Origin of the sequence: Pseudomonas fitomaticsae, assembly GCF_021018765.1 — a bacterium.
GTDB lineage: Bacteria > Pseudomonadota > Gammaproteobacteria > Pseudomonadales > Pseudomonadaceae > Aquipseudomonas > Aquipseudomonas fitomaticsae.
Genome location: NZ_CP075567.1, coordinates 4,070,616 through 4,096,480 on the forward strand (window position 1 = coordinate 4,070,616; position 25,865 = coordinate 4,096,480).

At 61.5% G+C, this 25,865-nt stretch carries 30 protein-coding genes and 1 pseudogene; 15 read left to right on the forward strand and 16 right to left on the reverse strand.

From position 1 onward, the window contains the following. Positions 1-71 precede the first annotated feature (71 nt). Together KJY40_RS18250 and KJY40_RS18255 are read left to right on the forward strand one after the other, a co-directional pair. Positions 72-965, forward strand: a complete 894-nt coding sequence (locus KJY40_RS18250) for a LysR substrate-binding domain-containing protein (protein ID WP_085602637.1) — start codon at positions 72-74, stop codon at positions 963-965. A gap of 63 nt (positions 966-1,028) precedes the next feature. After that, complete coding sequence (locus KJY40_RS18255) at positions 1,029-1,955, forward strand: LysR substrate-binding domain-containing protein (protein WP_230731587.1); 927 nt, start codon at positions 1,029-1,031, stop codon at positions 1,953-1,955. Here the strand turns inward: KJY40_RS18255 and KJY40_RS18260 are convergent. Both KJY40_RS18260 and KJY40_RS18265 read right to left on the reverse strand, forming a co-directional pair. Further along, the gene (locus KJY40_RS18260) at positions 1,870-2,469 is read right to left on the reverse strand and encodes a DinB family protein (RefSeq protein ID WP_230731589.1); all 600 of its coding nucleotides are present in this window, start codon (positions 2,467-2,469) and stop codon (positions 1,870-1,872) included. The genes KJY40_RS18255 and KJY40_RS18260 overlap by 86 nt on opposite strands. A gap of 108 nt (positions 2,470-2,577) precedes the next feature. After that, positions 2,578-3,495, reverse strand: a complete 918-nt coding sequence (locus KJY40_RS18265) for a pyridoxal-phosphate dependent enzyme (protein ID WP_230731590.1) — start codon at positions 3,493-3,495, stop codon at positions 2,578-2,580. Positions 3,496-3,625: 130 nt separating this feature from the next. On the opposite strand from KJY40_RS18265, the gene KJY40_RS18270 reads away from it, so the two are divergent. Beyond that, a complete protein-coding gene (locus KJY40_RS18270; protein WP_085654273.1) occupies positions 3,626-4,285 on the forward strand; it encodes a methyltransferase family protein in 660 nt (219 codons plus the stop codon). On the opposite strand, the gene KJY40_RS18275 is transcribed toward KJY40_RS18270, so the two are convergent. Both KJY40_RS18275 and KJY40_RS18280 read right to left on the reverse strand, forming a co-directional pair. Beyond that, complete coding sequence (locus tag KJY40_RS18275; protein WP_230731591.1) at positions 4,279-4,947, reverse strand: HAD family hydrolase; 669 nt, start codon at positions 4,945-4,947, stop codon at positions 4,279-4,281. The two genes, KJY40_RS18270 and KJY40_RS18275, sit on opposite strands and share 7 nt — an antisense overlap. Before the next feature lie 64 nt (positions 4,948-5,011). Further along, positions 5,012-5,425, reverse strand: a complete 414-nt coding sequence (locus KJY40_RS18280) for a response regulator (RefSeq protein WP_230731592.1) — start codon at positions 5,423-5,425, stop codon at positions 5,012-5,014. A 188-nt stretch (positions 5,426-5,613) separates the two neighbouring features. Between KJY40_RS18280 and KJY40_RS18285 the strand changes: the two genes are divergently transcribed. Continuing rightward, entirely contained in the window at positions 5,614-6,555 is a 942-nt protein-coding gene (locus KJY40_RS18285) for a class I SAM-dependent methyltransferase (RefSeq protein ID WP_230731593.1), read from the forward strand. 6 nt (positions 6,556-6,561) lie between these two features. Here the strand turns inward: KJY40_RS18285 and KJY40_RS18290 are convergent, their stop codons facing one another. Continuing rightward, the gene (locus tag KJY40_RS18290) at positions 6,562-7,335 is read right to left on the reverse strand and encodes a helix-turn-helix transcriptional regulator (RefSeq protein WP_230731594.1); all 774 of its coding nucleotides are present in this window, start codon (positions 7,333-7,335) and stop codon (positions 6,562-6,564) included. Positions 7,336-7,447: 112 nt separating this feature from the next. Between KJY40_RS18290 and KJY40_RS18295 the strand changes: the two genes are divergently transcribed. Then, positions 7,448-8,551: a polyamine ABC transporter substrate-binding protein gene (locus tag KJY40_RS18295; RefSeq protein ID WP_230731595.1), complete on the forward strand. Its 1,104-nt coding sequence runs from the start codon at positions 7,448-7,450 to the stop codon at positions 8,549-8,551. A gap of 39 nt (positions 8,552-8,590) precedes the next feature. Beyond that, positions 8,591-9,709, forward strand: a complete 1,119-nt coding sequence (locus KJY40_RS18300; RefSeq protein WP_230731597.1) for a DmpA family aminopeptidase — start codon at positions 8,591-8,593, stop codon at positions 9,707-9,709. Positions 9,710-9,712: 3 nt separating this feature from the next. Here KJY40_RS18300 and KJY40_RS18305 read toward each other — a convergent pair whose 3' ends face one another. Then, positions 9,713-10,297 (reverse strand): NAD(P)H-dependent oxidoreductase, encoded by a 585-nt coding sequence (locus tag KJY40_RS18305; protein WP_230731599.1) that lies wholly within the window; start codon positions 10,295-10,297, stop codon positions 9,713-9,715. A gap of 100 nt (positions 10,298-10,397) precedes the next feature. Between KJY40_RS18305 and KJY40_RS18310 the strand changes: the two genes are divergently transcribed. Continuing rightward, positions 10,398-11,030 carry a TetR/AcrR family transcriptional regulator gene (locus KJY40_RS18310; protein WP_230731600.1) on the forward strand — a complete coding sequence of 211 codons (633 nt, stop codon included), beginning with the start codon at positions 10,398-10,400 and terminating at the stop codon, positions 11,028-11,030. A 193-nt stretch (positions 11,031-11,223) separates the two neighbouring features. On the opposite strand, the gene KJY40_RS18315 is transcribed toward KJY40_RS18310, so the two are convergent. Beyond that, positions 11,224-11,850, reverse strand: a complete 627-nt coding sequence (locus KJY40_RS18315) for a TetR/AcrR family transcriptional regulator (protein ID WP_230731602.1) — start codon at positions 11,848-11,850, stop codon at positions 11,224-11,226. A gap of 156 nt (positions 11,851-12,006) precedes the next feature. Here KJY40_RS18315 and KJY40_RS18320 point away from each other — a divergent pair, with 156 nt between their 5' ends. Continuing rightward, a complete protein-coding gene (locus KJY40_RS18320; RefSeq protein WP_085602607.1) occupies positions 12,007-12,447 on the forward strand; it encodes a hotdog fold domain-containing protein in 441 nt (146 codons plus the stop codon). A gap of 71 nt (positions 12,448-12,518) precedes the next feature. Here the strand turns inward: KJY40_RS18320 and KJY40_RS18325 are convergent, their stop codons facing one another. Then, positions 12,519-13,205, reverse strand: coding sequence for a GNAT family N-acetyltransferase (locus tag KJY40_RS18325; RefSeq protein ID WP_230731604.1), 687 nt, complete (start codon positions 13,203-13,205; stop codon positions 12,519-12,521). Positions 13,206-13,386: 181 nt separating this feature from the next. Here KJY40_RS18325 and KJY40_RS18330 point away from each other — a divergent pair, with 181 nt between their 5' ends. Beyond that, positions 13,387-13,614, forward strand: coding sequence for a YXWGXW repeat-containing protein (locus KJY40_RS18330; protein WP_115078432.1), 228 nt, complete (start codon positions 13,387-13,389; stop codon positions 13,612-13,614). Positions 13,615-13,620: 6 nt separating this feature from the next. Here KJY40_RS18330 and KJY40_RS18335 read toward each other — a convergent pair whose 3' ends face one another. Further along, positions 13,621-14,178: a YceI family protein gene (locus KJY40_RS18335; RefSeq protein ID WP_230731606.1), complete on the reverse strand. Its 558-nt coding sequence runs from the start codon at positions 14,176-14,178 to the stop codon at positions 13,621-13,623. 53 nt (positions 14,179-14,231) lie between these two features. Next, the gene (locus tag KJY40_RS18340) at positions 14,232-15,137 is read right to left on the reverse strand and encodes a LysR family transcriptional regulator (RefSeq protein ID WP_230731607.1); all 906 of its coding nucleotides are present in this window, start codon (positions 15,135-15,137) and stop codon (positions 14,232-14,234) included. A gap of 122 nt (positions 15,138-15,259) precedes the next feature. On the opposite strand from KJY40_RS18340, the gene KJY40_RS18345 reads away from it, so the two are divergent. Further along, positions 15,260-16,708, forward strand: a complete 1,449-nt coding sequence (locus tag KJY40_RS18345) for an amidase (protein WP_230731609.1) — start codon at positions 15,260-15,262, stop codon at positions 16,706-16,708. Positions 16,709-16,765: 57 nt separating this feature from the next. Here the strand turns inward: KJY40_RS18345 and KJY40_RS18350 are convergent, their stop codons facing one another. After that, entirely contained in the window at positions 16,766-18,121 is a 1,356-nt protein-coding gene (locus tag KJY40_RS18350) for an MATE family efflux transporter (protein WP_230731611.1), read from the reverse strand. 147 nt (positions 18,122-18,268) lie between these two features. On the opposite strand from KJY40_RS18350, the gene KJY40_RS18355 reads away from it, so the two are divergent. From KJY40_RS18355 to KJY40_RS18365, 3 genes and pseudogenes are all read left to right on the forward strand, one after another. Further along, on the forward strand, positions 18,269-18,835 hold the full coding sequence (locus tag KJY40_RS18355; RefSeq protein WP_230731612.1) for a chorismate mutase: 567 nt from the start codon (positions 18,269-18,271) through the stop codon (positions 18,833-18,835). 126 nt (positions 18,836-18,961) lie between these two features. Next, positions 18,962-19,441 carry a phage infection protein gene (locus KJY40_RS18360; RefSeq protein ID WP_230731613.1) on the forward strand — a complete coding sequence of 160 codons (480 nt, stop codon included), beginning with the start codon at positions 18,962-18,964 and terminating at the stop codon, positions 19,439-19,441. A gap of 322 nt (positions 19,442-19,763) precedes the next feature. Beyond that, a pseudogene (locus tag KJY40_RS18365) lies at positions 19,764-20,033 on the forward strand (LysR family transcriptional regulator); the annotation flags it as partial. A gap of 32 nt (positions 20,034-20,065) precedes the next feature. On the opposite strand, the gene KJY40_RS18370 reads toward KJY40_RS18365, so the two are convergent. The 4 genes from KJY40_RS18370 to KJY40_RS18385 form a co-directional block, all read right to left on the reverse strand. Then, complete coding sequence (locus tag KJY40_RS18370) at positions 20,066-20,401, reverse strand: hypothetical protein (protein ID WP_230731615.1); 336 nt, start codon at positions 20,399-20,401, stop codon at positions 20,066-20,068. A 23-nt stretch (positions 20,402-20,424) separates the two neighbouring features. Then, entirely contained in the window at positions 20,425-21,450 is a 1,026-nt protein-coding gene (locus tag KJY40_RS18375) for a hypothetical protein (RefSeq protein ID WP_230731617.1), read from the reverse strand. Between the two features lie 169 nt (positions 21,451-21,619). Continuing rightward, positions 21,620-22,006 (reverse strand): c-type cytochrome, encoded by a 387-nt coding sequence (locus tag KJY40_RS18380; RefSeq protein WP_230731619.1) that lies wholly within the window; start codon positions 22,004-22,006, stop codon positions 21,620-21,622. 55 nt (positions 22,007-22,061) lie between these two features. Further along, positions 22,062-23,393 (reverse strand): aminotransferase-like domain-containing protein, encoded by a 1,332-nt coding sequence (locus KJY40_RS18385; RefSeq protein WP_230737724.1) that lies wholly within the window; start codon positions 23,391-23,393, stop codon positions 22,062-22,064. Between the two features lie 88 nt (positions 23,394-23,481). Here KJY40_RS18385 and KJY40_RS18390 point away from each other — a divergent pair, with 88 nt between their 5' ends. Beyond that, complete coding sequence (locus KJY40_RS18390; protein WP_230731620.1) at positions 23,482-24,375, forward strand: DMT family transporter; 894 nt, start codon at positions 23,482-23,484, stop codon at positions 24,373-24,375. 3 nt (positions 24,376-24,378) lie between these two features. On the opposite strand, the gene KJY40_RS18395 is transcribed toward KJY40_RS18390, so the two are convergent. Continuing rightward, positions 24,379-25,200: an AraC family transcriptional regulator gene (locus KJY40_RS18395; RefSeq protein ID WP_230731621.1), complete on the reverse strand. Its 822-nt coding sequence runs from the start codon at positions 25,198-25,200 to the stop codon at positions 24,379-24,381. 134 nt (positions 25,201-25,334) lie between these two features. On the opposite strand from KJY40_RS18395, the gene KJY40_RS18400 reads away from it, so the two are divergent. Then, positions 25,335-25,853 (forward strand): carboxymuconolactone decarboxylase family protein, encoded by a 519-nt coding sequence (locus tag KJY40_RS18400; protein WP_230731622.1) that lies wholly within the window; start codon positions 25,335-25,337, stop codon positions 25,851-25,853. The last annotated feature ends 12 nt before the right edge of the window (positions 25,854-25,865 follow it).

Genomic DNA, 25,865 nt, shown 5'->3' on the forward strand with positions numbered 1-25,865 from the left:
CAGATCCTAGATTGCGCCACTCAGACCGTCCAAGACATAATCCGCAGCACTTGAGTCCCTGAAGGTCTGACATGATCGACATCCGCCAATTGCGCTACTTCGTCGCCGTCGCCGAGGAAGAACACGTCGGCCGCGCCGCCGAACGCCTGCACATTTCCCAGTCACCCCTGAGCCGGCAGATCGCCCAGCTCGAAGAACGCCTGGGCCTGACCCTGTTCGAACGCAGCCAGCAGCGCATTCGCCTGACCCGCGACGGTCAGACCTTTCTCGCCGAAACCCGCGCCCTGCTGACCCACGCCAATCGCCTGGAATCACTCGGCAAACGCCTGGGCCGTGGCGAAGAAGGCGGCCTGTGCATCGGCTACATCGAGAACGCGATGCACGCCGGGGTCTTGCCCAATGCCTTGCGTGTGCTGCGGGTCGACCGGCCCAACGTGCATGTCGCGCTGTACAACCTGAGTTCCGCCGAACAGCTCGAAGGCCTGCGTCAGCGTAGCCTCGATATCGCGCTGGTCAGTGAGCCGCCGACGATCGACGACCCGGATCTGCTGGGCTTTCAGGTGCTGGACGACCCGATGCTGCTGGCGCTGCCCGAACATCACCCGCTGAACCAACTGCCATCGCTGACCCCGGCGGATCTGGCCGATCAGGAATGGATCGGCGTGCAGCCACGCCAAGGGGCCGACGATGAATTCGTCAGCGCCTGCATCCGCGCAGGTTTCACCCCGGATGTGCGGATGCAGGCCACGGAACCGTTTACCGCGTTGGGGCTGGTGGCTTCGGGCCTGGGGATCGCGATGATCCAGAAAGGTCTGAGCCATAACGCACCGCCGGGCGTGGTGCTGCGGGAGGTGCCGTGGCTGGCGTTCACCACACCATTGTGGGCGGCGTGGCACCGGATCAACCTGCGGCCGCTGGTGGAAACGTTTCGCAAGGTATTGACCGGGGTCGATCCCGCCCAGTGACCCGACAGTCCAAGACTTTGCTGCTTTACTGAGAAGACTCAAAAAACCAGCGAGTCTCCCGGCATGAACCGCAATGACCTGCGTCGCGTGGACATGAACCTGTTGGTGATTTTCGAAACCCTGATGTTCGAAAAGAACCTGACCCGCGCCGGGGAAAAACTGTTCCTCGGCCAGCCCGCCGTCAGTGCTTCACTGGCGAAACTGCGCGACCTGTTCGACGACCCGTTGCTGGTGCGCAACGGCCGTGTGCTGGAGCCGACCCAGCGGGCGCTGGCGATCCTCAAGGAATTGCAGCCGGCGATGGACACCATTTCCGGGGCGGTCAGCCGGGCCAAGGATTTCGACCCGCTGAGCAGCCGCGACGTGTTTCGCATCGGTCTGTCGGACGACGCCGAGTTCGGCCTGCTGCCGCCGCTGCTCAAGCAATTGCGCGAAGAGGCGCCGGACGTAGTGGTGGTGATCCGCCGGGTTAATTTCCTGCTGATGTCGTCGATGCTGGCGTCCGGGGAGATTTCCGTCGGCGTCAGCTACACCACCGAACTGCCGGCCAATGCCAAACGCAAAAAGCTGCGGGACCTTCGTTGCAAGATCCTGCGCGGCGACGACCGTCCCGGCGCACTGACCCTCGACGAATACTGCGAACGGCCCCATGCGCTGGTGTCGTTTTCCGGGGATCTGGGCGGGGCCATCGACAACGATCTGGCGCGAGTCAACCGCGCCCGTCGCGTGGTGCTGGCGGTGCCGCAATTCGCTCCGCTGCGGGCGATTCTGGCCGGCACCGACATGCTCGCCACCGTGCCGGACTTCGCCGCCTGCGCACTGGTCGAGGGCAGCAGCGTATTGCGCGCCGACGACCCGCCGTTCGACATCGTGCCGTCGGAGCTGTCGATGGTCTGGAACGGGGTCAACGACAACGATCCGGCGGAACGCTGGTTGCGCTCGCTGATTGCCCATCACATGTCGGCGCCTCTTGGGCCACAGGCGCACTGATCGGTTTGAACCCCGGATCGACCTCGCGCAGGTACACCGGCAGATCGGTCATCGGCGGCATCTGCGGGATCTCGAAATACATCTGCACCACCCAGCCACGGTGGTAGTTGTTGTGGTTGATCACGTGCATCAGGATCGCCCCGGCGTTCATGGTGCCGCCATCGCCGGAGACGAATTTGAAATCGATCATGCGGTTCAGCGAAGCTTCGGTCTGCTGCGCGCTCCAGGTGCGATACCAGCCGTCGACTTCCTGCTGGGCCTGGCGCAACTCGCCGAGGTCGGTGTGCACCAGATCATGGGACGTCGTGAAACCGTGCTCGCGCCCTTCGAGGTGCGCCTGCCAGATCCGGTCGACCACGTAGATGTGGTTCAGTGTGCCGATCATGTTCTTGAAAACCGTCTTGCGTTCCCTCGTCGTCTCCCCCGCCGGCAACGCTTGCAGGCTGTCGAACAGACGCTGATTGGCCCAGATCTTGTAGTCCGTGAGCAGATGGGCCGTGGCCAGATTGATCATCGCGGGTCACCGTAGGCACAAAAAAGGGCTCCGCCTAGGATAGACCTCTCTCGCGGGAATGGCGGTGGTGCTGACTATTGGTCGAAGAGTATTAACCTCCACTTTCGCTCAAGCCCCCAACCGCGCCCACCCCGCCACCAGTTGCGCACTGATACTCACCCCGCCACAAACAATGACCACCACATCATGCGCCCCCGCCAACGCCGGATGGTCGAGGTACGCCACCGCCAGCGAAACCCCGCACGCCGGTTCGACCAATTGCCGCTGATCACTGGCATAACGCACCACACCCATGATCGCGTCGTCATCCGACAGCACCAGACATTCATGATCGAACTCGCCGATATGCTCTACCGGCCATGCCGCCACCTGCGCGGCGCCGAGGGAGGTGGCGACGGTGTCGATGCGGCTCAGGCGCACCGGATGGCCAGCCTTGACGGCCGCAGCGAACGAGGCGGCGCCTGTGGTTTCGCAGGTGACGATGCGGCAGTCGCGGCGATCATGCCGTAGCAGCCCGGTGAGGATGCCCGCCAGCAAACCACCGCCGCCGACCGATGTGACCACGGTATCGACCTGCGGGCAGTCTTCTAGGATTTCGTCGACCATCGTGCTGTGCCCTTCCCACAACACCGGGTGATCGAAGGCCGGCACGTATTCAGTGTCCGCCGCGCTGGCCAGTTCCCGTGCTCGCTGATTGGCTTCGTCCCAGACTTTGCCGTGGACGATAACCTCAGCACCGGTACGGCGAATACGTGCGCGGGTCGCTTCCGGTGTGGTGTGCGGCACCACGATGCAGGCTTGCAGGCCCAGGCTGACCGCGGCCACCGCCGTGGCCAGCCCGGCATTGCCGCCGGACGGGCACACGACCTTGCGCTTGCCCTGCGCCGCTGCCTGACTGCACAACAAGCCCATGCCACGCAGCTTGAACGAGCCGCACGGTTGCAGGTTTTCCAGCTTCAACCAGATGCGCCGGGACGCGCTCGACAGGGTCGGATGGAGGATCAGCGGCGTGCGGATGTGCAGCATGGCGGACTCCCGAAGCGGATCGGATGATCGGAACGTCTCTGTCCTGAAGTTTAGTCCACACCCCTGTGGGCGGTTAAACGCCGGGGATCGTGCCGGGATCTACACTGAACGGAACAGCCGTGAGGTGCCTATGAAAATGTCTGCGCAAATGACCGTGGTCGCCGTGCTCGCCACCCTCGCCTACCTGGGTCTGGCGATGTGGGGCATCGGTGGCGTGGCGGTGTTTTTTTCTCACGGCGCGTTGGTCGTGGTCGCACTGGCCACGCTGGCCATGGTGGTGGCGTCGTTGTTTACGGAAGTGAACCTGAGCACCGGCGAGCGTGAGGACCGGGCCAATCGCTGGGTGATTCCGGCGTTCGCCGTGATCGGACTGGTCAGTGCCTTTCTGCCGGCTTATTGCGACCGCATCGGTTTCTGGACCATCGGCCGCGAAGGCACCCGTTGGCTGGGAGCGTTGCTGTTTATCGTGGGTGGCGGATTGCGTTTGTGGCCGGTGTTCGTGCTCGGCCATCGGTTCAGCGGGCTGGTGGCGATTCAACCGGGACACCGGCTGGTCACCGAAGGCATTTATCGGCATCTGCGCAACCCCAGTTATCTGGGGCTGGTGATCAATGCGATCGGTTGGGCGCTGGCGTTCCGCTCGGTGGTCGGTCTGTTGCTGGCGGCGCTGACGCTGATCCCGCTGATCGCCCGCATCCACTCCGAAGAGGCCCTGCTGCGCACGCAGTTCGGCGCCGAATACGACGCCTATTGCGCCCGCAGCTGGCGCCTGGTGCCCGGGGTTTATTGAGGTTGCAGGCGCAACTGGCCGTCGCTGTCGATGCTCAGCACAACGTCGCGGTAACTGGCGATGGTTGCGTGTGCGGTTTCAAGCGGATGCTGGTGAGTCGTGGTGATGATCATCAATGGCGCACCAGCGGCTTCAGCGGCTTGAATGCCGACGGTAGCGTCTTCGAAAATCAGACAGTCCGCCGGTTCCAGGCCCAGACGCTTGGCCGCCAGTCGATAGCCGGCCGGATCCGGTTTGCCGGCGGTCACGTCTTCAGCGGTGATCATCACCGCCGGCTCAGGAATCCCCGCCGCCGCCATCCGCCGCAACGCCAGATCCCGTGGCGCCGAGGTCACCATGGCCCAGCGATCCGCCGGCAACGATTTGAGAAACGCTGCCGCGCCGGGGATCTCGACAATGCCTTCGACGTCTTCGATTTCCGCCTCGGTGATGAACGCGGCTTGCGCCTCGGCGTCCACGCCCGGCAGGTTCAAACGCGTGATGGTGTCGATGGCGCGCACGCCGTGGATGGTCGGCAGGAACGTTTCGACGTTCACCCCGTGGCGCACGGCCCAGGCGGACCAGATCCGCTCGGCGGCGGCGATGGAGTTGAGGACAGTGCCGTCCATATCGAACAGGAACGCGCCGAACGCGCGGTTGAAAACAGCATCGTGAGCAGACAAAAGATCACTTCCTCGCAAGGGGGCCGGGCAACGATGCCCGGCAATGTAGCACTTGCGGGACGCTTCAGTGCAGACGCGGCGCCTTGGATTTGAACGCACCGTCCACACAATCGAGCAACTGACCGATGGCCCACGGTTTCTTGATGAACGCCACCGGATGCCGCACGCCCGAGGTTTCCGGTGTTTCATAGCCGGACATGACCATCACCGGTTTGTCCGGCCAGCGATCACCGACCAGATTGGCCAGGTCCGCGCCATTAAGGGTGCCGGGCATGGTGATGTCGGTGAGCAGCAGCGCGACTTCCGGCGCGTGCGCTTCCAGATATTGCGAGGCCGCATCGGCACTGGTCTGCGGCTCGACCTTGAAACCTTCCTCCTGAAGAATTTCGCACAGAAACTCCAGAATCAACGGATCGTCCTCGACTACCAGAATCAACCCGCCAGGAAGGTGCGCGCTCGACGTCGGAATTGGACACATGAACTGGCACTCCCTGAATTGCATGAACGATTTAGCGGCTTGATCCCGCTGCTTATCTGGTATGAGCAGCGCCTTTTACAGAAATTCATTTTTGATACAGGACTTTTCGATAACACCCGGTCAACGGGCAGTCGCTGCCGCGTAATTGCGGTTAAAATGCGCGCCCTTTTGCTGGCCGATCCCGATTGATGAACCCTCAAGCCCTCGCCGTTCTCCATGCCCACCTGCTCACCGCGCTGACGTCGGCGCCGGCCGAAACCCGGCGCCTGTTCCATGGGCGCGGGCGTTGCTGGCCGGGGCTGGAGCAAGTCACCGTGGACTGGCTGCAAGGCGTGGTGCTGGTGTCGTTGTTCAAGGAACCCGAGGCTTCGCAGCTGGAAGACCTCAAGCGCCTGTTGCTGGAAATCACCGGCTCGGCGCCATGGCAGCAGTCCGGCGCCCACACCTTGCTGATCCAGCACCGTTACTTGCCGCAAAGCACCGCCGAATGGCTTTTGGGTGAAGAAATCGACGAAATGACCATCGTCGAAGGCGAGCTGAAATATCGGGTGGATCTGGGCCGCAAGCAGAACGCCGGGCTGTTCCTCGACATGCGCTACGGGCGCAACTGGGTGCGCGAACAGGCGGCGGGCAAACGGGTGCTGAACCTTTTCGCCTACACCTGCGGCTTCTCGGTGGCGGCCATCGAGGGCGGCGCCAGCCATGTGGTCAACCTCGACATGTCCCGCGCCGCGCTGAGCCGGGGCCGCGACAATCACCGGTTGAACGGGCATGACCTGAGCAAGGTGAGTTTCCTCGGCCACGACCTGTTCAAGTCGTGGGGCAAGGTGATCAACAGCGGGCCGTACGACCTGGTGATCATCGACCCGCCGTCGTTCCAGAAAGGCAGTTTTCTGCTGACCAAGGATTACCAGCGCGTGCTGCGTCGTCTGCCGGAGCTTCTGACGGCGCAGGGCACGGTGCTGGCCTGCATGAACGACCCTTCGTTCGGTTCAGACTTCCTGATCGACGGCGTGACCCAGGAAGCGCCGAGCCTGCGTTTCGAACAACGGCTGGAAAATCCGCCGGAGTTTCCGGATATCGATCCCGAAAGCGGTCTGAAGGCGCTGCTTTTCAAGCAGATCGGCTGATTCCGCTCAGCGCGGCCGCAGCACCAGCGCAAACAACTCGCCATGTCCGGTGACATTGAGCTTGTGATAGAGATTGCGCCGATGCACTTTCACCGTCTCCGGCGAAATTTTCATGTGCTGGGCGATGGCTTTGCTGGAAAAGCCCTGGAGAATCAGGCGCGCCGTGTCGATTTCGCGCGTGGTCAGGCGAGCGTCGAAGCGGTCGAGTAGCGCCGCAATATCACCGACCGGCGCCTCGACCACCGCGCCTTGCGGCGGCATCAACTGCACATGTCGACGCATCGCTGACAACACCCAGTCCCGCACGCAGAGCAAACGCCCCTGCTCCTGCAAACTGAACGCCGTCGAGCGGCCCATCGACAAGCCGAGCACGCCGTCGTCGAGGTTGACCAGAAATTGCAGCTCATCCGCACCGACCACAGAACGGAAGTAACTCTGGTAGTACTCGCTGTGCAGAAACTGGTCCGGCGCAACCGACGCGAGGCTGTGCAAACCGTCGGCAACCCCGGCGACGGCGGCCTGATAGAACGGATCAAGCAGGTACATACCGGCACAGTAACCGGCCAGTTCTTCCTGCTCGTCGGCGCGGCCCTGGCTGTCGAAGTCGATCAGCAATTGCGGCGGCCGCCCCGTCTGCATCACCGCCACCAGCGCATTGTCCAGCGGCACCAGCAATCGCAGCGTATCGACCAGCGCTCGCCAGAAACCGTCCTGACCGACCGTGGCGAACACCCGCGACAGGCTCTGATGCACCGGCAATTCCTGCAGCAACGCGTCCACGCTCTACCCCTTTTGAGTAACCCATGATGGGAATGGGTGCGGCGCGGCCCGCCCGATAGGCTGACCACTCCTGTTCATCACCGGCCTGCCAACAGGCCAGGAGTGCCGCATCATGCGTGGTCATAGTGGGTATATCAACCTGGGGCTGATGGGCGTTTTGTCCGCGGCGCTGAGTGCGCAGGCGGCCGATGCGCCGAGCGTGCATGTCTACAACTGGTACGACTACATCGGCCCGAACACCCTGCATGATTTCAAGCGTGACAGCGGTATCGAACCGGTCTACGACACCTTCGACAGCGCCGAAGTGCTGGAAGGCAAACTGATGACCAGTCGCAGCGGCTACGACGTGGTGGTGGCGAGCAACTTCAGCCTGCCGACCCTGATCAAGGCCGGCGCCCTCGCCCCGCTGCCCCGCGACCAACTGCCAGGCTGGAAGAACCTCGACAACGATCTGCTGAGCAAACTGGCCAACAACGACCCCGGCAACCAGTACGCCGTGCCGTATCTGTGGGGCACCAACGGCATCGGCTACAACGTCGACAAGGTCCGCGCCGCGCTGGGCGACAAGGCCCCGGTAGACTCCTGGGACCTGGTGTTCAAGCAAGAGAACCTGGCCAAACTCGGCGAATGCGGCGTGGCAATGCTCGACTCGCCTTCGGAAATGCTCCCGGTAGCGCTGCATTATCTCGGCCTGCCGCCCAACAGCACCAAGGCCGAGGACTATCAGAAAGCCGAAGCGCTGCTGCTGAAACTGCGCCCGCACATCGCCTATTTCAACTCCTCGAAATTCATCAGCGATCTGTCCAACGGCAACATCTGCGTGGCGGTCGGTTGGTCCGGCGCGATGCTCGAAGCCAAGACCACCGCCGAGCAGGCCGGCAACGGCGTGAAAATTCAGTACAGCCTGCCGAAAGAAGGCGCGCCGGTGTGGTTCGACACGCTGGTCTTGCTCAAGGACGCGCCGCATCCGGCCCAAGGCCTGGCGTTTATCGACTACCTGCTGCGGCCCGAAGTGATTGCGCCGGTCAGCGATCACCTGTCCTACCCCAACGGCAATCGTGCCGCCACGGCGCTGGTTGCCCAGGCCACCCGCGACAACCCTGCGGTGTACCCGTCCGCCACGGCGATGGCCACGTTGTACACCCTCGAGCCCTTGCCCAAAGCCACCGAACGGGTGCGTACGCGGGTGTGGAGCAAGGTCAAAAACGGTCAGTAACAGCCCTTCGAATCACTGCCTTCAACAGAGAGAACATCAATGAAACCACGTGCCCGCGATCTCCATATCCGCATCGGTCAACTGCAACCCGGCCCGCTCAACACCATCACAGACGTACCCGGCGTACGGGTCGGCCACAGCAACGTGCGCGGCCGCAGCGCCAGCGGTCGTGACATTTGCAGTGGCGTTACCCTGATCGAACCCCGCGCCGGTTCGACCAACGCACAACCGTGTTTCGCCGGCGTCCACGTACTCAACGGCAACGGTGACGCCACAGGACTGGAGTGGATTCGCGAAGCCGGCCTGCTGACCAGCCCGATCGCCTTCACCAACACCCACAGCCTCGGCGTGGTGCGCGATGCCTTGATCGAACTGGATCGCGCGCAGCAACCGGACGACGGTCGTCTCTACTGGAACATGCCGGTGGTGCTGGAAACCTTCGATGGCCTGCTCAACGACATCAACGGCTTTCATGTGAAGCCCAAGCATGTGGCCGAAGCGATGAGCAATGCCGTTGACGGCCCTGTGCAGGAAGGCGCGGTGGGCGGTGGCAGCGGCATGATCTGCCATGAATTCAAGGGAGGGATCGGCACCGCATCACGCCGATTGAGCAAGGCTCAGGGTGGCTGGACAGTGGGGGCCATCGTGCAGGCCAACCACGGGATTCGCAGCGAATTGCGGGTCGATGGCTACCCGGTCGGACGCTACATGGAACAGGTGGATTCGCCGTTCCTGCGCGCTTCGTTGCCGCATCCGGGCATGGGATCGATTGTGGTGTGCCTGGCCACCGATGCGCCGCTGTTGCCACATCAATGCACGCGACTGGCGCAACGGGCGAGCCTCGGTCTGGCGCGTACTGGCGGCGGCAATGAGGATCATAGCGGCGACATCTTTATCGCCTTCGCCACCGGTAACGGTCATATCCCGCCCGCCGCTTACGAAGGCAAAGGCGCGTCGACTTGCGACGGCTTGCGGATGGTCAACAACGATCACATCAGCGAGCTGTTTCTGGCGGCAACCGAAGCGGTGGAAGAAGCGATCATCAACGCCTTGCTGGCCAGCGACAGCACCGAAGGCAACGGGCATTCGGTGCCGGGGCTGGATGCCGCCACCCTGCACGCAGCCCTCGAAAAAGCCGGCTGGCCGGGCGCTCGCTAACATTCAGCGGAACAACCCAAGTCCGAGTTCGCGCGCCGCCTGCAACTGCATCGCCGGATCGCTCGACTCGGACTCCAGCAACAACGCCGAACTCGCTACCGCCGCCCCGCAGTAATCGAAAATCCCGTGATCGATCTGCGTCTTCATCGCCGCGCCATAGCCGTGGCGTTCGTAAGTACGCGCATCGGCCCCGCCCAACGCGACCAGGTGCACGCGCAGTCGTCCGAGCTTTTTCAGCGTCTTGTCACCGTCGAAATCGTACGCCCAGCCATTGCTGAACACCCGGTCGATCCAGCCTTTGAGCAGCGCCGGCATCGACCACCAAAACACCGGATAGACCAGCACCAGTGCATCGGCGCGGTCGATGCGCGCCTGCTCGGCCAGTACGTCCGCCGGCGGCGCGGATTCGCGGTGATGCACCGCCCAGTCGGCCACGCCAAAGCGCGGGTCGAATTCCTCGGCGTGCAGATCGGCGATTTCGAAGGTGTTGGATGGATCGCTTTCCGAAAGACCTTTGGCAATTTTCTGCGCCAGCGCATGAGTTAGCGAACGGGGGTCGTCATGAGCCACAACAATCAATGCGTGCATGGGGAAATCTCCGGTTGGTGATTGCTGACCAAGGGCTTATCCTTTCGATAAGCTACGATTGGTAAGTTACCATCAGTAAGTTACGTTTGGTATATAAGCAATGTCAACCACTGAAATCCCCGATTCCGCACAACCCCGTCGACGCCTGTCCCGGGAAGACCGCCAGCGCCAGTTGCTCGACATGGCCTGGCAGTTGATTCGCGAAGAAGGCACCGATGCCCTGACCCTCGGTTATCTGGCGGAAAAGGCCGGCGTGACCAAACCGGTGGTCTACGACCACTTCACCACCCGCGCCGGCTTGCTCGCGGCGCTATATCAGGATTTCGACCGGCGCCAGACGGCGCTGATGGATGCGGCGCTGGCCAATGCCGAAGCGACCTTGAGCGGCACCGCGACGGTGATTGCCACGGCGTATGTCGATTGCGTGCTGACTCAGGGCAACGAGATTCCGGGGGTGATTGCCGCCCTGGCGAGCACACCGGAACTGGAAAGGATCAAGCGCGAATACGAGGCGATCTTTCTGGAGAAATGCCGCAATGTGCTGTCGCCGTTCGCTGACGGCGCAGAGATCGGTCAGGCAGGATTACGCGCCATGCTCGGCGCCGCCGAAGCCCTGTCGCAAGCAGCCGCCACCGACGAAATCAGCGCCGAACAGGCCCGTGACGAGCTGTTGGCAACCATCATTGCGATGGTCGAAAGAGCCGCTGCCCGCACCGCCAAAGCAGGTGACTGACGGTACTTGAGCGCATCCCCCCACCTTCCTACGATGGAACTACGCAGTCGCTTGGTCCGCCAAGCCGTTGCGTAGGTGCGGGTGCTCTGAACCCCAATCAAGCCCGCACCTGGCTTCATGCGCATCTTGAGCCTCGCGGGCTCTACTTCCTCCCCATCAAAGAGTCTTGAGGCTCTTTTTTTGTCTCTGAAAATCAGCGTTCGGGTTCGCGGCGGATCGAACGCCACGTGGCCTGGGCCAGCAATTCACGATAAGCCTTCGGACTGCCCTGCACTCGCCCGGACAACCACGCGCGGCAATAGCTGTCGGCCTGCCCGACGATCAGCGACGGCAGCAGTTCGGCCGGGCACTCGTGGAGTTCAGCCGCACGCCCGGACTCGGCCAGCCAGGTACGCAGGCCGAGGTTGCGGGTCTTGTTGCGCTCGGCCAGTTCATCCTTGTGCGGGCCCCGGGTCACGGCATAACGCGCGTGATACTGGAACCGCGCCCATTCCGGCTGGTTCTCGACCCAATCCACGTAGCTGTAGACCAGCGCCTGCACGCCCTCTTCGGTGCTCGTCGCATCGGCCAGATAAGCGTCGCGCAGGCGCGCCTGATCCTCCAGCGCGGTGAAGAACAGCGCGGCCACCAGCCCTTCCTTGTTGCCGAAATGGTGGTAGATCGCCCCGACGCTGGTGTCGCACTCGGCACGGATCATTTCGATGGTAGTGGCCTCGATGCCCTGTTCGTTGAACAGGCGCAGGGCCTTGCGAAAGATATCGCGCTTGAGTTCGGCGCGGCGGCCGGGGTAGCTGCGTTCGAGTAGATCTGCGGTGTCCATGAGTCTTGAAAATCCGGGCAAAGGGCACATCCGTGCTGGTGATCGAAACGCGCACAGGTTGACAGATTTCCTGCGGACAGAATACCGTTCCGTTACAGAACAATATTCTGTAACGGAACATGATTCTGTAAATCCCATAACCGCGAGGCTTCACCCATGAGTCAGTTTCTCAGCATGTTCAACAGCGTCGGTTCCCAGGCGTTCAGCCAGATGGCCTGCCAGGTCGCGCCGTACTTCAGCACCATCAATCCGCTGGTGACCGAGTTGCGGGCAGGTTCGGCGCAGGTGCAAGTGCCGTTTCGCCGCGAGATCACCAATCACCTCGGCACCGTGCACGCCATCGCCCTGTGCAACGCTGCCGAACTGGCAGCCGGGATGATGACCGACGTGTCGATTCCCGCCGGCGCACGCTGGATTCCCAAAGGCATGACCGTCGAATACCTGGCCAAGGCCAAAACCGACGTGACCGCCGTGGCCAATGGCGAAGCGCTGGACTGGCAGACCGAAGGCGACAAGATCGTGCCGGTGGATGTTCACGACGCCGAAGGCAAGAAAGTGTTCACGGCGCGCATCACCATGAACGTGAAACTGTCCTGAAATCACCGGCACAAAAAAGCCCTTGCTGCGCTGATCGCAACAAGGGCTTTTGTCGTTTCAAAGAGAAGAGATCAGTGAACGGTCAGGCGCTGGCGGACAAATTCTTCGGTGCGCCGAGTGACCTGATCCAGATGCCGGTCGCGCTGTTTCTCGGCATCGAGCATCGCCCGCTTGCCGTGCTTTTGCAGCAGATAGGTGTGGATCTGCTGCACTTCCAGCGAACGGTAGATCGGCGTCGTGTCGATGAAACCGCGCAGCCCGTTGCTGCGGTAATGCCGGGTGCTCATCAGCACCTGCGTCTCCAATTGGCCCAGCACTTCAAAGCCCAGCGCCTCGAAATACGGCACCTTGCCGACGCTGCAGGTCAGCTCGGCATGGGGGTAACGCGCCACCATCTCCGCGATCAACGCACGGGCCACGCCCTGACGCCGATGCCCCTCGCGCACCGCCAGATAGGCCACGTTGCACGCCTCCCAATCACCCTGCACCGGCAGGTACAACAGGAAGCCGATCACCTGCTCCGGATCATCGTCGTCGGTGGCTACCAGCAGTTCCACTTCGGTGCCCTTCTCGCCGTTCAACGCCTCCAGATACAGATGCACCTCGTAGCCGACCGCGTACTGATAGACGTTGTACAGCAGGTTGCTCGGGCCGAGGCCGATGGCACTGATGTCGGTCAGGTTGTCGACCACCATCTGCAGGATCTGGCTGTTGACGCCTTCGGGGCATGGGGTTTTGTAGTGGGTGATGCGGGGCATGACGGGCGGACTCCAACGGTAAAACACAAGTTGCCGCGCGGTTGAGCGACCGGCGAACCGCGACATCATACCTTGTGCAAGCCTGACAAAAATTTCATCTGCCCGAGAACGGATTTTCCGTCGATTTGGCGTCCAATTTTTCAGCTGCGTTGATTTCCGACGCAGGCCCTGAGGAGTTGTCATGAACGTTCTGCGTTCCCCGAAAACCATGAAAACCTTGCTCGCCGCCACGCTGGTGGCAATCACTCTGTCAGGCTGTGTCGTCGAACCGGCTCGCCCGCATCGACCACCACCGATCGTCGAAGTGGTTCCGGCGATGCCTGCACCGGGCTATCACTGGGTCGCCGGGCATTACCGCTGGGCCGGTAACCAATGGCGCTGGATGCCGGGGCATTGGCGGGCGTATTGAGGTCGGTCACTGCGCGGGTGCAACGACCTTGAACTTAATGTCGATGTCCTTCGACACCACCGTGTCCGCCCACTCCCCCGCGCCGAGGCCGAACTCGTCGCGCTTGAGCACCAGTTCACCGTCGAAGATGCCGATGCTGCTGTCGGGTTTGAGTTGCACCGGCACTTGCACCTCACGGGTGATGCCTTTGAGGGTGAGGTGGCCGTCGACCAGATAACGGTTGTCGCCGGCAGGGCTGAAGCGAATCGATTCGAACACTGCCACCGGGAATTTTTCGGTGTCGAACCATGCCGGTTTCACCAGCTCGGTGTTGGCGTCTTCACTGCCGGCGTCGATGCTGGTGAGGTCGATGTGCAGCGTGGTGCGGGCACTGGCGAGGTTGTCGGTGTCGAAGTCCAGCGTCGCGTCGAACTTGCCGAACGTGCCGTACATCCGCGAGCCCATCTGGTTGTAGGTGAAACTGATCTGGCTGGCGGTGGTGTTGACCCGGGTGTACTCCACCGCGTGTGCGGCAGGGACGACGATCAGACAACACGCGGCCGCCAACAACAATCGAATCGACATGGAATGCTCCGGCGCCCGATGGGTCTCGAATGACTTAAGCAAACATCCGGCGGTTACGCCACTTCGTCGGCCATGCGCGCCTTCAAGTAGCCGATCAGCGCCGTCACCTTGGGCGATGGCAAGTGCTCGCGGGCCGTCACCGCGTTGAGATCCTGTGGCGGGCCGATCCACTGCGGCAGCACCCGGATCAGACGTCCGGCCTGCACATCGGCCTTCATGCTCTGCTCCATTCCCAGGCTCAGCCCTTCACCCGCGAGCAACGCGTCATGCAGCAGCGCCGGATCGTTGGCCAGAATGGAAGGTTCGACGCGATAGTCTTTCAGGCGCGCGCCTTCGCGACGCAACGGCCAGACATAACCGACATCGCGCCGGGCCTGATGCAGCGTCAGCGTCTGGTGGTGAAGCAGCTCTTCAGGATTGTCCGGCGTACCGTGGCGCGCCAGGTAAGCCGGGGCCGCGTAGATGCCCGTGGGAAAACTCGCCAGCCGACGGGCGATCAGGCTCGAATCCGGCAACGCACCGAGACGCAGCGCCACGTCGATCTCCTCCCCCACCAGATCCAGCGGCACATGGTATGCCAGGACCTCAAGTCGAATTTCCGGGTACGCCTGACGAAATCCCGCGAGCAACGGCGCAAACCAACTGACGCCGAATGAAAACGGCACCGTCACCCGCAACCAGCCGCGCGGCCCGTCACGCAACTGATGCACCGCGCGCTCGGCGTGCTCAAGGGTATCGGCGAGGGCCTTGCAGTGTTCGTAATACACCGCGCCCGCTTCGGTCAGGCTCAACTGGCGCGTGGTGCGCCGCAGCAGCTGCACGCCGATGGCCTGTTCCAGTTCGCGCACCCGACGGCTGACCGTGGTCTTCGGAATCTGCAACGCATGAGCGGCCGCGGTGAAACTGCCGAGGCGAACCACGCGCACGAAAACCAGCGTGTCGTTCAGGTCACGGATCATTTGCAGGTCTTCCGCCAATCAAAGGATTGTGCCAACAGCGGCACATTGCATGCCGCGATTATGGGCTAATAACAACAAGACCTGCGACCTAAGATCGTTGCTCCTTTCCTGGAGTGCCTCTGATGAACCTCAACGAATACGCCGAACATGACGGTATCGGCCTGGCGCAACTCGTCGCGTCGGGTGACGTCCGCGCCGAGGAGCTGGCGGCGCTGGCCATCGAAGCCGTGCAGCAGGTCAACCCGTCGATCAACGCGGTCATCGAACACTGGACGCCAACGGTGACCACCGGCAGCGGCCCATTGGCCGGCGTGCCGTTCCTGATTAAGGACCTGGCGATCACCGTTGCCGGGCGACGCAATGAACTGGGCAGTCGACTCGCCCAAGGCATGGTGGCGCAGAATGATTCGAACCTGATGCAACGCTTCAATGCTGGCGGGTTGATGACACTGGGCCGCACCACCACCCCGGAAATGGCATTCAGCACCGAAACCGATTCCGTCCTGCAAGGGCCGACCCGCAACCCCTGGGATCCGCAACGCTCGGCCGGCGGCTCCAGTGGCGGCGCCGGGGCTGCCGTCGCCGCCGGCATCGTGCCGATCGCCCATGCCACCGATGCGGCAGGCTCGATCCGCGTGCCGGCGGCGTTCAACGGACTGGTCGGGCTCAAGCCGACGCGCGGGCGCAGCTCTCACGGGCCGGTGATGGATGAAGTATTCGCCGGGCTGGGCGTGCAACTGGGTCTGTCGCGTACCGTGCGTGACAGCGCGGCGTTGATGGATGTGGTGCAAGGCTGCGCGCCGGGAGATCCGTACCACACGCCCGCACCCGCGGAAGGCTTTCTGGCGCAGGTCGGTCGCGATCCGGGACGGCTGCGTATCGGCGTGCTCGACACGCCATGGAACGGCGCCGCCGTCGACAGTGAAATTCGTGAAGCCATCCACCGCGTCGCCCGCGAACTCGAAGCGCTCGGCCATCAAGTGGACGTCGTGCAAGCCCCACTTGGCCTGTCGTGGGAGGCCTTCGTCGACGCCAACGCGCACATCTGGTGTGCCAGCCTGGTGCGCTGGATCGACCATCTCGCCGGCAGCACCGGCCGCCCCATCGACCACCGCACACTCGAACCGGCCACGCTTGCCTGCTACGCGTTCGGCGAGCAATCCCGTGGCGTGGATTTCGCCGCAGCGCTGCAAGTGCGCAACAGCATCGCCCGGCAAGTCGCGAGCTGGTTCGAATCCATCGATATCCTGCTGACCCCGACCCTGCCGCAATTGCCACAAGCCATCGGCATCTACAATCGCGGCGCAGAAACCCTGGACGGCCGGCAATGGACGGCGCGGGTGTTCGAACATTCACCGTTCACCCCGGTGTTCAATGTCGCCGGGACGCCCGCCATTTCATTGCCGCTGGGGATGTCGCAAAGCGGGATGCCAATCGGCGTGCAACTGGCTGCCCGCTTCGGGGCCGACGATGGCTTGCTGCGGCTGGCCGCGCAACTGGAGCAAGCGTTACCGTGGCATCGACGGCGTCCGCCGATCCATGCCGGGCAAAAAACCTCGAAGATTTCATGAGGCACAAAAAAGGGCCGTTCCCCCGAGGAACGGCCCTGATTTTTCTGGCAACCAGTCCTACACCAACCGCTCGATCTTCTGATGCTTCCAGACCCGTGTGTAATACAGCGTCTGCAACACCAGCATCCCCAGATACGCAATCGGAAACGCCATCCACACGCCCTGCAGACCGAACTGCCCGTCCAGCCAGTAGGCCGCCGGCAACTGCACGCCGAGTACGCAGATAATCGCCACGCCCACCGGCACCAGCACCGTGCCGCTGGCGCGCATGATACCGCCGATGATTGCCTGGAAACCGAAAATCAACAGGCTCCACAGCATGATGTGCAACAGGTGCTCGGCCATCGCCCGGGTCGAGTCTTCGGTCAGGAACAGCCCCAGCAACCAGTGCGACAACAGATAACCCAGCAGGATCAAACCGCCGGTCAGGCACACGTTGATCCACAACCCGGTGCGCAGAATCGGCCCCATCCGCTCCAGCCGCCCGGCGCCAATCGCCTGGGCGCCGAGGATCGAGGCGGTGATCGCAATCGACAGCGCCGGAAACTGCACGTAGTTGACGATCTGCGTCACCGCGCCGTAGGCCGCCGTCGCCTGCGAGCCGTGCTGGTTGACCAGCGCCAGGATCACCAGCTCCGACAGCGACAGCACGATCATCTGCACCCCGGTCGGCAGACCGATGCGCAACACCTTGCCGAGAATCGCGCCGTCCAGACGCAGCGCTGCGAAGAACTCACGATCCGGCGCCAGCGGATGGCCCTTGCGGATCAGGCTCCATGACAGCCACGCCATCGCCGCCAGCGTACCGGCCAGACCGGCGAACGCTGCGCTCTGAATCCCCAGTTGCGGCAAACCGAACCAGCCGCGAATGAACGCCGGGGTCAGCGCCAGCCCGACAGCGGTCGACAGCAGCAGCGCCAGCATCGGCGACAGCGTGTCGCTCACCCCACGCAACAACTGGGTAAACAGCACGTACACCAGCACAACCGGCAAGGTCCACATCATCACCCGGGCATAGGCCACCGCATCATCCAGCACATCCGCCGGCGTCCCCAAACCCTGCAAGGCCTGACGCGCAAAGACACTGCCCAGCACTGCCGCCAACAGCCCGATCAACACCCCCAGCAACAACGTCGCCCCGGCAATCGCCTTGACCATGTGCGACTCACGCGCCCCCCACGCCTGACCGATCAACACCCCTGCCCCGGCGCCCAGACCGATGACCAGCGCGATGAAGAAAAAGATGATCGGAAACATCCCGGACACCGCCGCCAGCGCCTGCGTGCCGAGCATCTGGCCGATGTAGATGCTGTTGACCGTGCCCGACATCGATTGCAGGAAGTTCGACAGCACCATCGGGGCCAGGAACAGCAGGTAGGTTTTCCAGAGGGGGGATTGAGCGGGGGTTTGCATTGAGGGTCCGTCTCGGGTGGGAGCTGATGACAGAGTCTAAGGTATGCAATGCCGTTCAGGTCGTACCCCTTTGCATTAAAACTTCGTAATCTGCATCTTGATCAATATGCATAGCCTCCCCATCACGACAGGAAGTGAATCCCTCCCATGCGCCGTTCCCCGTTTCTACTGAGTTGCACTTTGTTAGCCGTACTGGCGACGACTTCCCACGCCGCCCCCGCGCCCTCGCCCGAAGTGGTGCAAGGATTGGTGAACACCCTGAACGAACGCCTGAACATCGGCGACCTCGTCGCCCTGACCAAATGGGACAGCGGCAAGCCGATCCAGGACAGCCCCCGTGAGGCACAGGTGATCGACAACGCCCGCAAACTGGCCACCGAAAACAAGCTCGATCCTGAAGACGTCGCGCAGTTGATCGCCGCGCAGATGGAGGCCAACAAACTGGTGCAGTACGGTTTGCTCGCACAATGGCAAGCGGCCGGTGCCGCGCCGGACACGCCGCGTCCGGATCTGGGCAAGCAAATTCGCCCGCGTCTGGACGAGTTGCAAACTCGTCTGCTGCAGCAATACGCCGACTTCGCACCCTACCGCCACGACCCGAACTGCCCGGCGTGGCTGGCCAAGGCGCGCACCGGTCTGACACACGATACGCTGCATGAACTGGCCCTGACCCGGGCCACCGGAGAGTTGTGTATTCGGCCGCTGGTGCCCTAGAACAAGGGTCCTGGCATTCATTGCTGGCGTCGATAGTCACCATCAGTTCAATGAAGTTCTCATAAAAAATCCGCGGCGTAACATCGGCTCCATACCAAACAAACAACACCCCTGGAGCACACGATCATGAAACGCCAAATCCTTCTCGGCATCGCTTTCTCGGTTCTTGCAGTCAACGCTTTTGCAGCCAAACCCGTCCACACCATGATCGCCGAAGGCGGTTCGGATCGGTTGATTGAAAGTCGCTTGGCTGAGGGTGGGTCGGATCGTCTGATCGAACGTCGCTTGGCTGAGGGTGGGTCGGATCGTCTGATCGAACGTCGCGTTGCTGAAGGTGGTTCCGATCGTCTGATTGAACGTCGTGTTGCAGAGGGTGGCGCTGATCGCCTGATCGAACGTCGCGTTGCTGAAGGTGGCGCTGATCGTCTGATCGAACGTCGTGTTGCTGAAGGTGGCGCTGATCGTCTGATCGAACGTCGCGTTGCTGAAGGTGGCGCTGATCGTCTGATCGAACGTCGTGTTGCTGAAGGTGGCGCTGATCGTCTGATCGAACGTCGTGTTGCTGAAGGTGGCGCTGATCGTCTGCTCGAACGCCGCGTTGCATAAGTAAGCGGCTCTAGCGCGACACACGGAAAAGCCCGGCCTGATCAGCCGGGCTTTTCTTTGCGCGCGTTTTTTACATTTGCTGGGTAAGCTCCCAGCCCGACGCTGCGAATTTCAGATTTCCCATGGACATTGAATGACTACTGAAGAAAAAACAGCTCAACGTGCAGGAGCAAGATGCAGTCGTTGCGCATAAATTGACGCTCTGCGCCAGTGAATGGCGCAGACAGCGTGTACCTGTCGCACTGGCTCGATACAGAGAATCTCAAGGCATCGATTGGTCGTCGTCCATCGTGCTGGAACTGGAAATCGACTTTCCCGGCATGCCTCGCCTGGCCAACCGCTGGAGGATTACCGGCACATTCCGTTCAACCTCGATGAGCTGGCGCTGGATGCGGCGGCGCGGGGAATGGGCGTGGCGGTGACGGACATGACGCTGGCAGCGGAATCCATCGAGCGTGGCGTACTGGTGGTTCCGTTCGGGCAGCCGTTGAAAACCGGGGGGATTTATTCGTTGTGCTTGCAACCGTCGCCGGCCGCGCATCCGGGTTGTGCGGTGGTGATTGGGTGGTTTGCGGAGCGGTCACAGAAATAGTCCCAAGCGATGGATCGCTTGGGACTTGATCGTCAGGCTGCCGCGAGTGCAACTACTGCTGCCACCAACTTTACGGCCTCCGAAAACAAGGCTATCAATTCAGTTGTCTTTTTCTGAGTCTCTATAGCGGTTTTTATACCGGAATTAGCCGTTTTGATCTCTCCTATCAATGTTTTCACATAGAGGTTGTCATCGCGCAGATCATCTCTTTCAGCTTTCCAGTAAGCATCTCTAGCCGATCCGAGCATGGCCTTGAGGTGGGCTCGGCCATGTACATCGCTTTCATACAACCGATCATATTCCGCGTCCAATGTGTCGTAGGTGAACTTCGCCTGCTGGACAATAACAGTCTTCAATGCAGTAGCCATCTCACTCTCCTTATGTCCGGAACTTACGCTTTATCCTGCAATCTCGCGGCCTCGTACTCCTTCAACAACTCCTGCAACTGCATTATTGATTGAGTGAGACTTGCCGCAGACAATGGTGTACCCGCTTCAAAATCAACATGTAACCCTGTCAACTTATCAACGGAAGATCGGATTTCATCCAACAGTGACAATTGCACCTCCGCCTGCGACTTCAATCTGATAGCGACGTATTTTCTCATCGCTTCATAAGCAGGCGGCAGATCGGGCTTGGGCCCTTTATTGCTCCTGTATTTCAGAACGCTTGCGATATAGGCCTTTCTTACTTCTGTTGTCCAATAACCAACGCCATCGCTGGGCGAACTAAAACCGGCATCAGTCAAGTAACCGGTCGCCATCTGCCCCGGGTCTCCCAGGCCTTCCCCTATAAAAATTCCGGTTGCGCGTGCTCGGGCTTTCAGCTCCTCGCTTTTGTAACGTTTCAGTCGTTCCACATCTCTGACAAGAAACTGACTTAGCGATACCAGTCGCACTCTTATAAGTGTGCTGGCTTCCTTGAGCTGATCCTTCTGAGCCTCGGAGGCAATCAGGCCGCCTCCTTTAGATACAACCAGATTGGTAACAGTGGAAATTGGCCCAGCAGTACTGCCCGTGGCTTTTGCATACTCGTTAAGTGCTCCGGACAGCCCATTGATCTTGTCTTCCACCTCTTTCGCTGCATCGTATGACGCCAGTTCGCCAAAAGTCTTGTAAGTAGCACCAAGCTGATTGAATACGTCCTTGCGCGCCTCCAGCTGTCTGGAAATTTCCATTATTGATGTAACTGTTTCATCTCCCACATCCGGTCGGTCAAGAAAAGCAGCCGATATGGCTTCAGACTCCAGGTACTTATTGAGCCCGTCTCTTGACGACTGGTAGGAAAGATTTGCCGCACTGGTAACTGACTGTCCACTGCTGGCAAGTTTGACGGCATCTTTGGGATCAATATTCGAGCAACCGGAACTGAATGTAACAATCAACAGTGCCGGCCAGAGTATCTTCCAGGTATTCATAAGCCTCCCTTGAACTGTCTGTCGTAGGGAACAGACACAACGGGCGGCAAACCGATTGCTGCTCAGGCGTCCCTGCAATATAAACGCTAGCTCACAAAGGGCAATGTGCCATCACCCACTTAAAAGAAGTGATGAATGGTAGAGGCGTTCAAGAAAAGCTCGTTTTGTCCTACTCAGGCTGAAACGTCTGCAGATACGCCAACAAATTATCGATCTTCTCCTCGTCACTCAGCCCCCAAAAGATCATCCGCGTCCCCGGCACCACGCCCTTCGGATCCTTCAGATACGCCGTCAGCGTTTCACGGTTCCAGGTCAGGCCGGAGTTTTTCATCGCGTCGGAATACACGTAATTCGCCGACGTCCCCGCCGGGCGACCGATGATGCCGTTGAGTTCCGGGCCGAAGCCCGGGCGGGCGGATTCGCCGACCTGGTGGCAGCCGCCACACAGGCGCGGGAAGATTTTTGCGCCGGCCTCGGCGTCACCGGCAGCCAGTGTCGGCGTGCTGAACAGGCCTGCGTAGAGGATCAGGGCGAGCGTTAATGCAGCGTTTTTCATCAGGGATTTCCAGATCTTCGGCGGCGCCAAGGGTAATCGTGCGCAGCAAGTTGCGCTACAGGTAGGCGCCCACGACCTGACGAACTTTGAGCAAGGCTTGACGCAGGACAAGCATGTCCACCGAGCCCAGCGCCAGTCGAATTGCGTGGGGCACATGGGCTGACACCGTGAAGGGTTCTGCGGTGGTGACGGAAACCTGTTCGTGCATCAACTCGACCACGATATGGTCGGCCCGGACGTCTTCCAGTAGCGGCAGCCAAAGGAAATATGAAGAAGGATGGCCGACAGTCGGGAGGCCTTCGAGGATCTGCGCGGCCAGAGCTTGCCGGGCCTGAGCGTCGCTGCGCTTTTGTGCTTCAAGCAAAGTGACGGTACCGTCGTCGAGCCAGCCGCAGGCGATGGCGGTCATCACGCCGGGGGTGTTCCAGGTGGTGGCGCGGATGATCCGCTCCAGCGCCGCCACCCGCTCAACCGGCGCGGCAATGAAACCGACACGCAGGCCGGTGGCGATATTTTTCGACAGGCCCGACACGTAGACCGTGCGTTCCGGCGCCAGAACCGCCAACGAGGGCGGCGGGTTATCGACCAGAAAGGCGTAGGCCGCATCCTCAATGATCGTCAGATCATGCCGGCGGGCAATCTCGATCAAATCCTCACGTTGCTCCAAAGGCATCACCCAGCCCAGTGGATTGTGCAGGGTCGGCATGCTGTACACGGCACGCACCGGCCGTTGGCGGCAGAGTTTGTCGAGGGCCGCCAGATCGGGGCCCTGCTCAGTCACCGGAATCGCCACCACTTCAAGGTGCAGCGCTTCGGCCAGTACTTTGAATCCCGAATAGGTCAAGGCGTCGGCGGCAATCACATCGCCGGGTTTGAGTAGCGCCATCAGCGTCACCGCCAGCCCTTGCTGCGCGCCGTTGACGATCAACACCTGCTCGGCGTCGGCACTCAAACCCCGTGTTTTCAGGTGCCGCGCCACCGAGGCCCTTTCGTGCTGGCGACCGGCATGGGGCTGATAGCGCAGCAGCGCTTCGAGGTCGCCGGACAGCGCCAGTTGCCGCAACGCGGTGCGCAGCAATTCTGCCTGCCCCGGCAATGACGGGTAGTTGAAGTTCAGATCGATCATGCCGACCGCGACGTCTTTCTGGTCGATGCCCTGCCCCGGCAACAACGAGGTTTCCCGCACGAATGTGCCGCGCCCGGCTTCGCCGCTGACCAGGCCCATGGTTTCAAGTTCGGCATACACCCGCGAGGCCGTGACCAGCGCCAGCCCTTCGCTGGCCGCCAGTTGCCGGTGAGTCGGTAAGCGAGTGCCGGGCAGCAGCAGGCCGGCGCGAATGTCGGCGGCATAGGTGTCGACAAGGGTCTTGTAACGTGAGCGCGGCATGTCGGCTGTATCCATGACAATTCTTTGATTGTGCTGATTCTCAACCCTAGGATTGTTTCAACGCAACCCACCACTGAGCGCAACGCGTATGGAACGAACCACTCAACTCGGCACCCCGTCCCTGGAAAAAACCAGCGGCTGGATCAATGGCTTTATCGGTGTCGTGATCTTCAGCGGCTCGCTGCCGGCCACGCGGCTGGCGGTGCTGGAATTCGACCCGGTGTTTCTCACCGTCATCCGCGCGACCATCGCCGGCGCCCTGGCGTTGTGCCTGTTGTGGCTGTTTCGCGAACGACGTCCGGCGCGGGATCAGTGGCTGTCATTGCTGATCGTCGCGCTGGGCGTGGTTGTGGGTTTTCCGTTGTTGACGGCCCTGGCGCTGCAATACGTGACGTCAGCGCATTCCATTGTGTTTGTAGGATTGCTGCCGCTGGCAACGGCGATTTTCGGCGTGCTGCGCGGCGGTGAACGGCCGCGTCCGGTGTTCTGGATTTTTTCGGTGCTAGGCAGTTCGCTGGTGGTCGGTTTTGCGATCTCGCAAGGGCTGACCGCCTCCCCCACCGGTGATCTGCTGATGCTGGCGGCGATTCTTGCCTGCGGCCTCGGTTACGCCGAAGGCGCAAAACTGTCGCGCACCCTCGGCGGCTGGCAGGTAATCTGCTGGGCGCTGGTGTTGTCGTTGCCGGTGATGGCCGTGCTGAGCGTGTGGCTGGCGCCCGCCTCGTTGAGCGGTATCAACGTGTCGGCATGGATGTGCCTGGCGTACGTTTCGCTGTTCAGCATGCTGATCGGTTTCGTGTTCTGGTATCGCGGGCTGGCTCAGGGCGGGATTGCGGCGGTCGGGCAGTTGCAATTGTTGCAGCCGTTTTTTGGCCTGGCACTGGCCGCGACTTTGCTGCATGAACATGTCAGCGTCGGCATGTTGGTGGTCACGCTGGGGGTGATCCTGTGCGTGGCCGGGGCGAAGAAATTCGCCAAATAGTTTTCAGCTCGTGCCGGATTTCCATTCTCGCGGGCTGAGCCCGGTCTTGCGGCGAAACGCCCGGGCCAGCGCCGAAGGACTTTCATAACCGACCTCTTCGGCGATCAGCGCAATCGGCCGTCCCTCGCGCAGGCGTTTCTGCGCGAGGCTGATCCGCCAGCTCACCAGATAATCCACCGGCGTCTGCCCCACCACCCGCCGAAAGTGCTCGGCAAAACCGGCGCGGGACAGGTTGGCGGCACTCGCCAGTTCGGCGACGCTCCAGGCCTTGGCCGGTTGCTCGTGCATCAGGTTCAAGGCTCGGGATATCTTCGGATCGGCCAGCCCCGCCATCATCCCCGGTTGCTGGTTTCGACTGCTGATGAGGTGGCGCAGCAGCAGAATCACCAGCAACTCGAACAACCGGTCCATCACCGCTTCACGCCCGCAGTGGCCGTCGAAAGCTTCCTTGAACAGCCACTCCAGGGTGTTGGCCATTTCCGGCAGGTCGGCGAGTTTCAGCACCAGATAATCCGGCAGCGCTGCCGCCAGGGCATTGCCCGCGCCGCCGTCAAAAGTCAGCGAAGCGCACACCAGTTGCGTGCCCATGGCTTCGTTGGCGAACAAGCGATGGGCCATGGGGCGGGGAAAAAAGATCAGGGTCGGTTCATTGAGCGAGATTTCAGGATCATTGCCCGGCTTGAGCAACAACTCCCCCGCCTGCAACAGATGCACATGCCCGCACACCTGATCGCCGCCGTAGGCGCTCACCCCGCAGAACGTACCGCTGTGAAAGGTGCCGGCATTGACGCCGAAATGGCTGAGCAACGTAGAAAGGCGATCCATGACTGATTCTCGCAAGGACAGGTTTGGACGATCTGTCGCATATCCTCGACGATTTGCACCCAAAGCACCAGCCGCGCTCCGTAGCATTCACTCCATCCCCGGCGCACTTCGCACCGGACTTTTGGAGAATCACCATGAGCCGCATCGCCCCCCTCAGCCTCGAAACCGCCACCAACGCCACTCGCCCGACACTTGAAGGCGTGCAGAAAAAAATCGGTTTCCTGCCGAACCTGTTCACGACCCTGGCCACTGCGCCCGTTGCGCTGGATGCCTATGTGCAAATCTCCGCCACGCTGGGCAAGACGTCTCTGAGCGCCAAGGAAAAAGAGGCGGTGTATCTGGCCACCTCGCAAGTCAACGGTTGCGATTACTGCCTGGCGGCGCACACCCTGTTCGCCAGCAAGGCCGGGCTGGCAGCAGAAGAAATCATCGAAGCGCGTCACGGTCGGCTGAATGCTTTTGCCACCCTCGCCCACCAACTGACCGAAACCCGTGGTCATCTGAACGATGAGCAGATCGCCGCCGCCCGCGCTGCCGGCATCGACGACAAGAAGATCATCGAAGTGATCGCCGTCGTCGCCGCGCAGACCCTGACCAACTACCTGAACAACGTGGCACTGACCGACATCGACTTCCCTGCCATCGATGCCTGATCAGTGACCGGG

Coding starts and splice junctions, on each gene's coding strand:
- KJY40_RS18385 (WP_230737724.1), bottom strand. CDS start 23,393: ATGCCGCGCTCACGTTACAAGACCCTTGTCGACACCTATGCCGCCGAC.
- KJY40_RS18330 (WP_115078432.1), top strand. CDS start 13,387: ATGAACGTTCTGCGTTCCCCGAAAACCATGAAAACCTTGCTCGCCGCC.
- KJY40_RS18335 (WP_230731606.1), bottom strand. CDS start 14,178: ATGTCGATTCGATTGTTGTTGGCGGCCGCGTGTTGTCTGATCGTCGTC.
- KJY40_RS18390 (WP_230731620.1), top strand. CDS start 23,482: ATGGAACGAACCACTCAACTCGGCACCCCGTCCCTGGAAAAAACCAGC.
- KJY40_RS18260 (WP_230731589.1), bottom strand. CDS start 2,469: ATGATCAATCTGGCCACGGCCCATCTGCTCACGGACTACAAGATCTGG.
- KJY40_RS18305 (WP_230731599.1), bottom strand. CDS start 10,297: ATGCACGCATTGATTGTTGTGGCTCATGACGACCCCCGTTCGCTAACT.
- KJY40_RS18280 (WP_230731592.1), bottom strand. CDS start 5,425: ATGTGTCCAATTCCGACGTCGAGCGCGCACCTTCCTGGCGGGTTGATT.
- KJY40_RS18345 (WP_230731609.1), top strand. CDS start 15,260: ATGAACCTCAACGAATACGCCGAACATGACGGTATCGGCCTGGCGCAA.
- KJY40_RS18355 (WP_230731612.1), top strand. CDS start 18,269: ATGCGCCGTTCCCCGTTTCTACTGAGTTGCACTTTGTTAGCCGTACTG.
- KJY40_RS18270 (WP_085654273.1), top strand. CDS start 3,626: ATGAAAATGTCTGCGCAAATGACCGTGGTCGCCGTGCTCGCCACCCTC.
- KJY40_RS18250 (WP_085602637.1), top strand. CDS start 72: ATGATCGACATCCGCCAATTGCGCTACTTCGTCGCCGTCGCCGAGGAA.
- KJY40_RS18255 (WP_230731587.1), top strand. CDS start 1,029: ATGAACCGCAATGACCTGCGTCGCGTGGACATGAACCTGTTGGTGATT.
- KJY40_RS18295 (WP_230731595.1), top strand. CDS start 7,448: ATGCGTGGTCATAGTGGGTATATCAACCTGGGGCTGATGGGCGTTTTG.
- KJY40_RS18370 (WP_230731615.1), bottom strand. CDS start 20,401: ATGGCTACTGCATTGAAGACTGTTATTGTCCAGCAGGCGAAGTTCACC.
- KJY40_RS18340 (WP_230731607.1), bottom strand. CDS start 15,137: ATGATCCGTGACCTGAACGACACGCTGGTTTTCGTGCGCGTGGTTCGC.
- KJY40_RS18350 (WP_230731611.1), bottom strand. CDS start 18,121: ATGCAAACCCCCGCTCAATCCCCCCTCTGGAAAACCTACCTGCTGTTC.
- KJY40_RS18325 (WP_230731604.1), bottom strand. CDS start 13,205: ATGCCCCGCATCACCCACTACAAAACCCCATGCCCCGAAGGCGTCAAC.
- KJY40_RS18300 (WP_230731597.1), top strand. CDS start 8,591: ATGAAACCACGTGCCCGCGATCTCCATATCCGCATCGGTCAACTGCAA.
- KJY40_RS18380 (WP_230731619.1), bottom strand. CDS start 22,006: ATGAAAAACGCTGCATTAACGCTCGCCCTGATCCTCTACGCAGGCCTG.
- KJY40_RS18310 (WP_230731600.1), top strand. CDS start 10,398: ATGTCAACCACTGAAATCCCCGATTCCGCACAACCCCGTCGACGCCTG.
- KJY40_RS18320 (WP_085602607.1), top strand. CDS start 12,007: ATGAGTCAGTTTCTCAGCATGTTCAACAGCGTCGGTTCCCAGGCGTTC.
- KJY40_RS18285 (WP_230731593.1), top strand. CDS start 5,614: ATGAACCCTCAAGCCCTCGCCGTTCTCCATGCCCACCTGCTCACCGCG.
- KJY40_RS18395 (WP_230731621.1), bottom strand. CDS start 25,200: ATGGATCGCCTTTCTACGTTGCTCAGCCATTTCGGCGTCAATGCCGGC.
- KJY40_RS18400 (WP_230731622.1), top strand. CDS start 25,335: ATGAGCCGCATCGCCCCCCTCAGCCTCGAAACCGCCACCAACGCCACT.
- KJY40_RS18265 (WP_230731590.1), bottom strand. CDS start 3,495: ATGCTGCACATCCGCACGCCGCTGATCCTCCATCCGACCCTGTCGAGC.
- KJY40_RS18315 (WP_230731602.1), bottom strand. CDS start 11,850: ATGGACACCGCAGATCTACTCGAACGCAGCTACCCCGGCCGCCGCGCC.
- KJY40_RS18375 (WP_230731617.1), bottom strand. CDS start 21,450: ATGAATACCTGGAAGATACTCTGGCCGGCACTGTTGATTGTTACATTC.
- KJY40_RS18360 (WP_230731613.1), top strand. CDS start 18,962: ATGAAACGCCAAATCCTTCTCGGCATCGCTTTCTCGGTTCTTGCAGTC.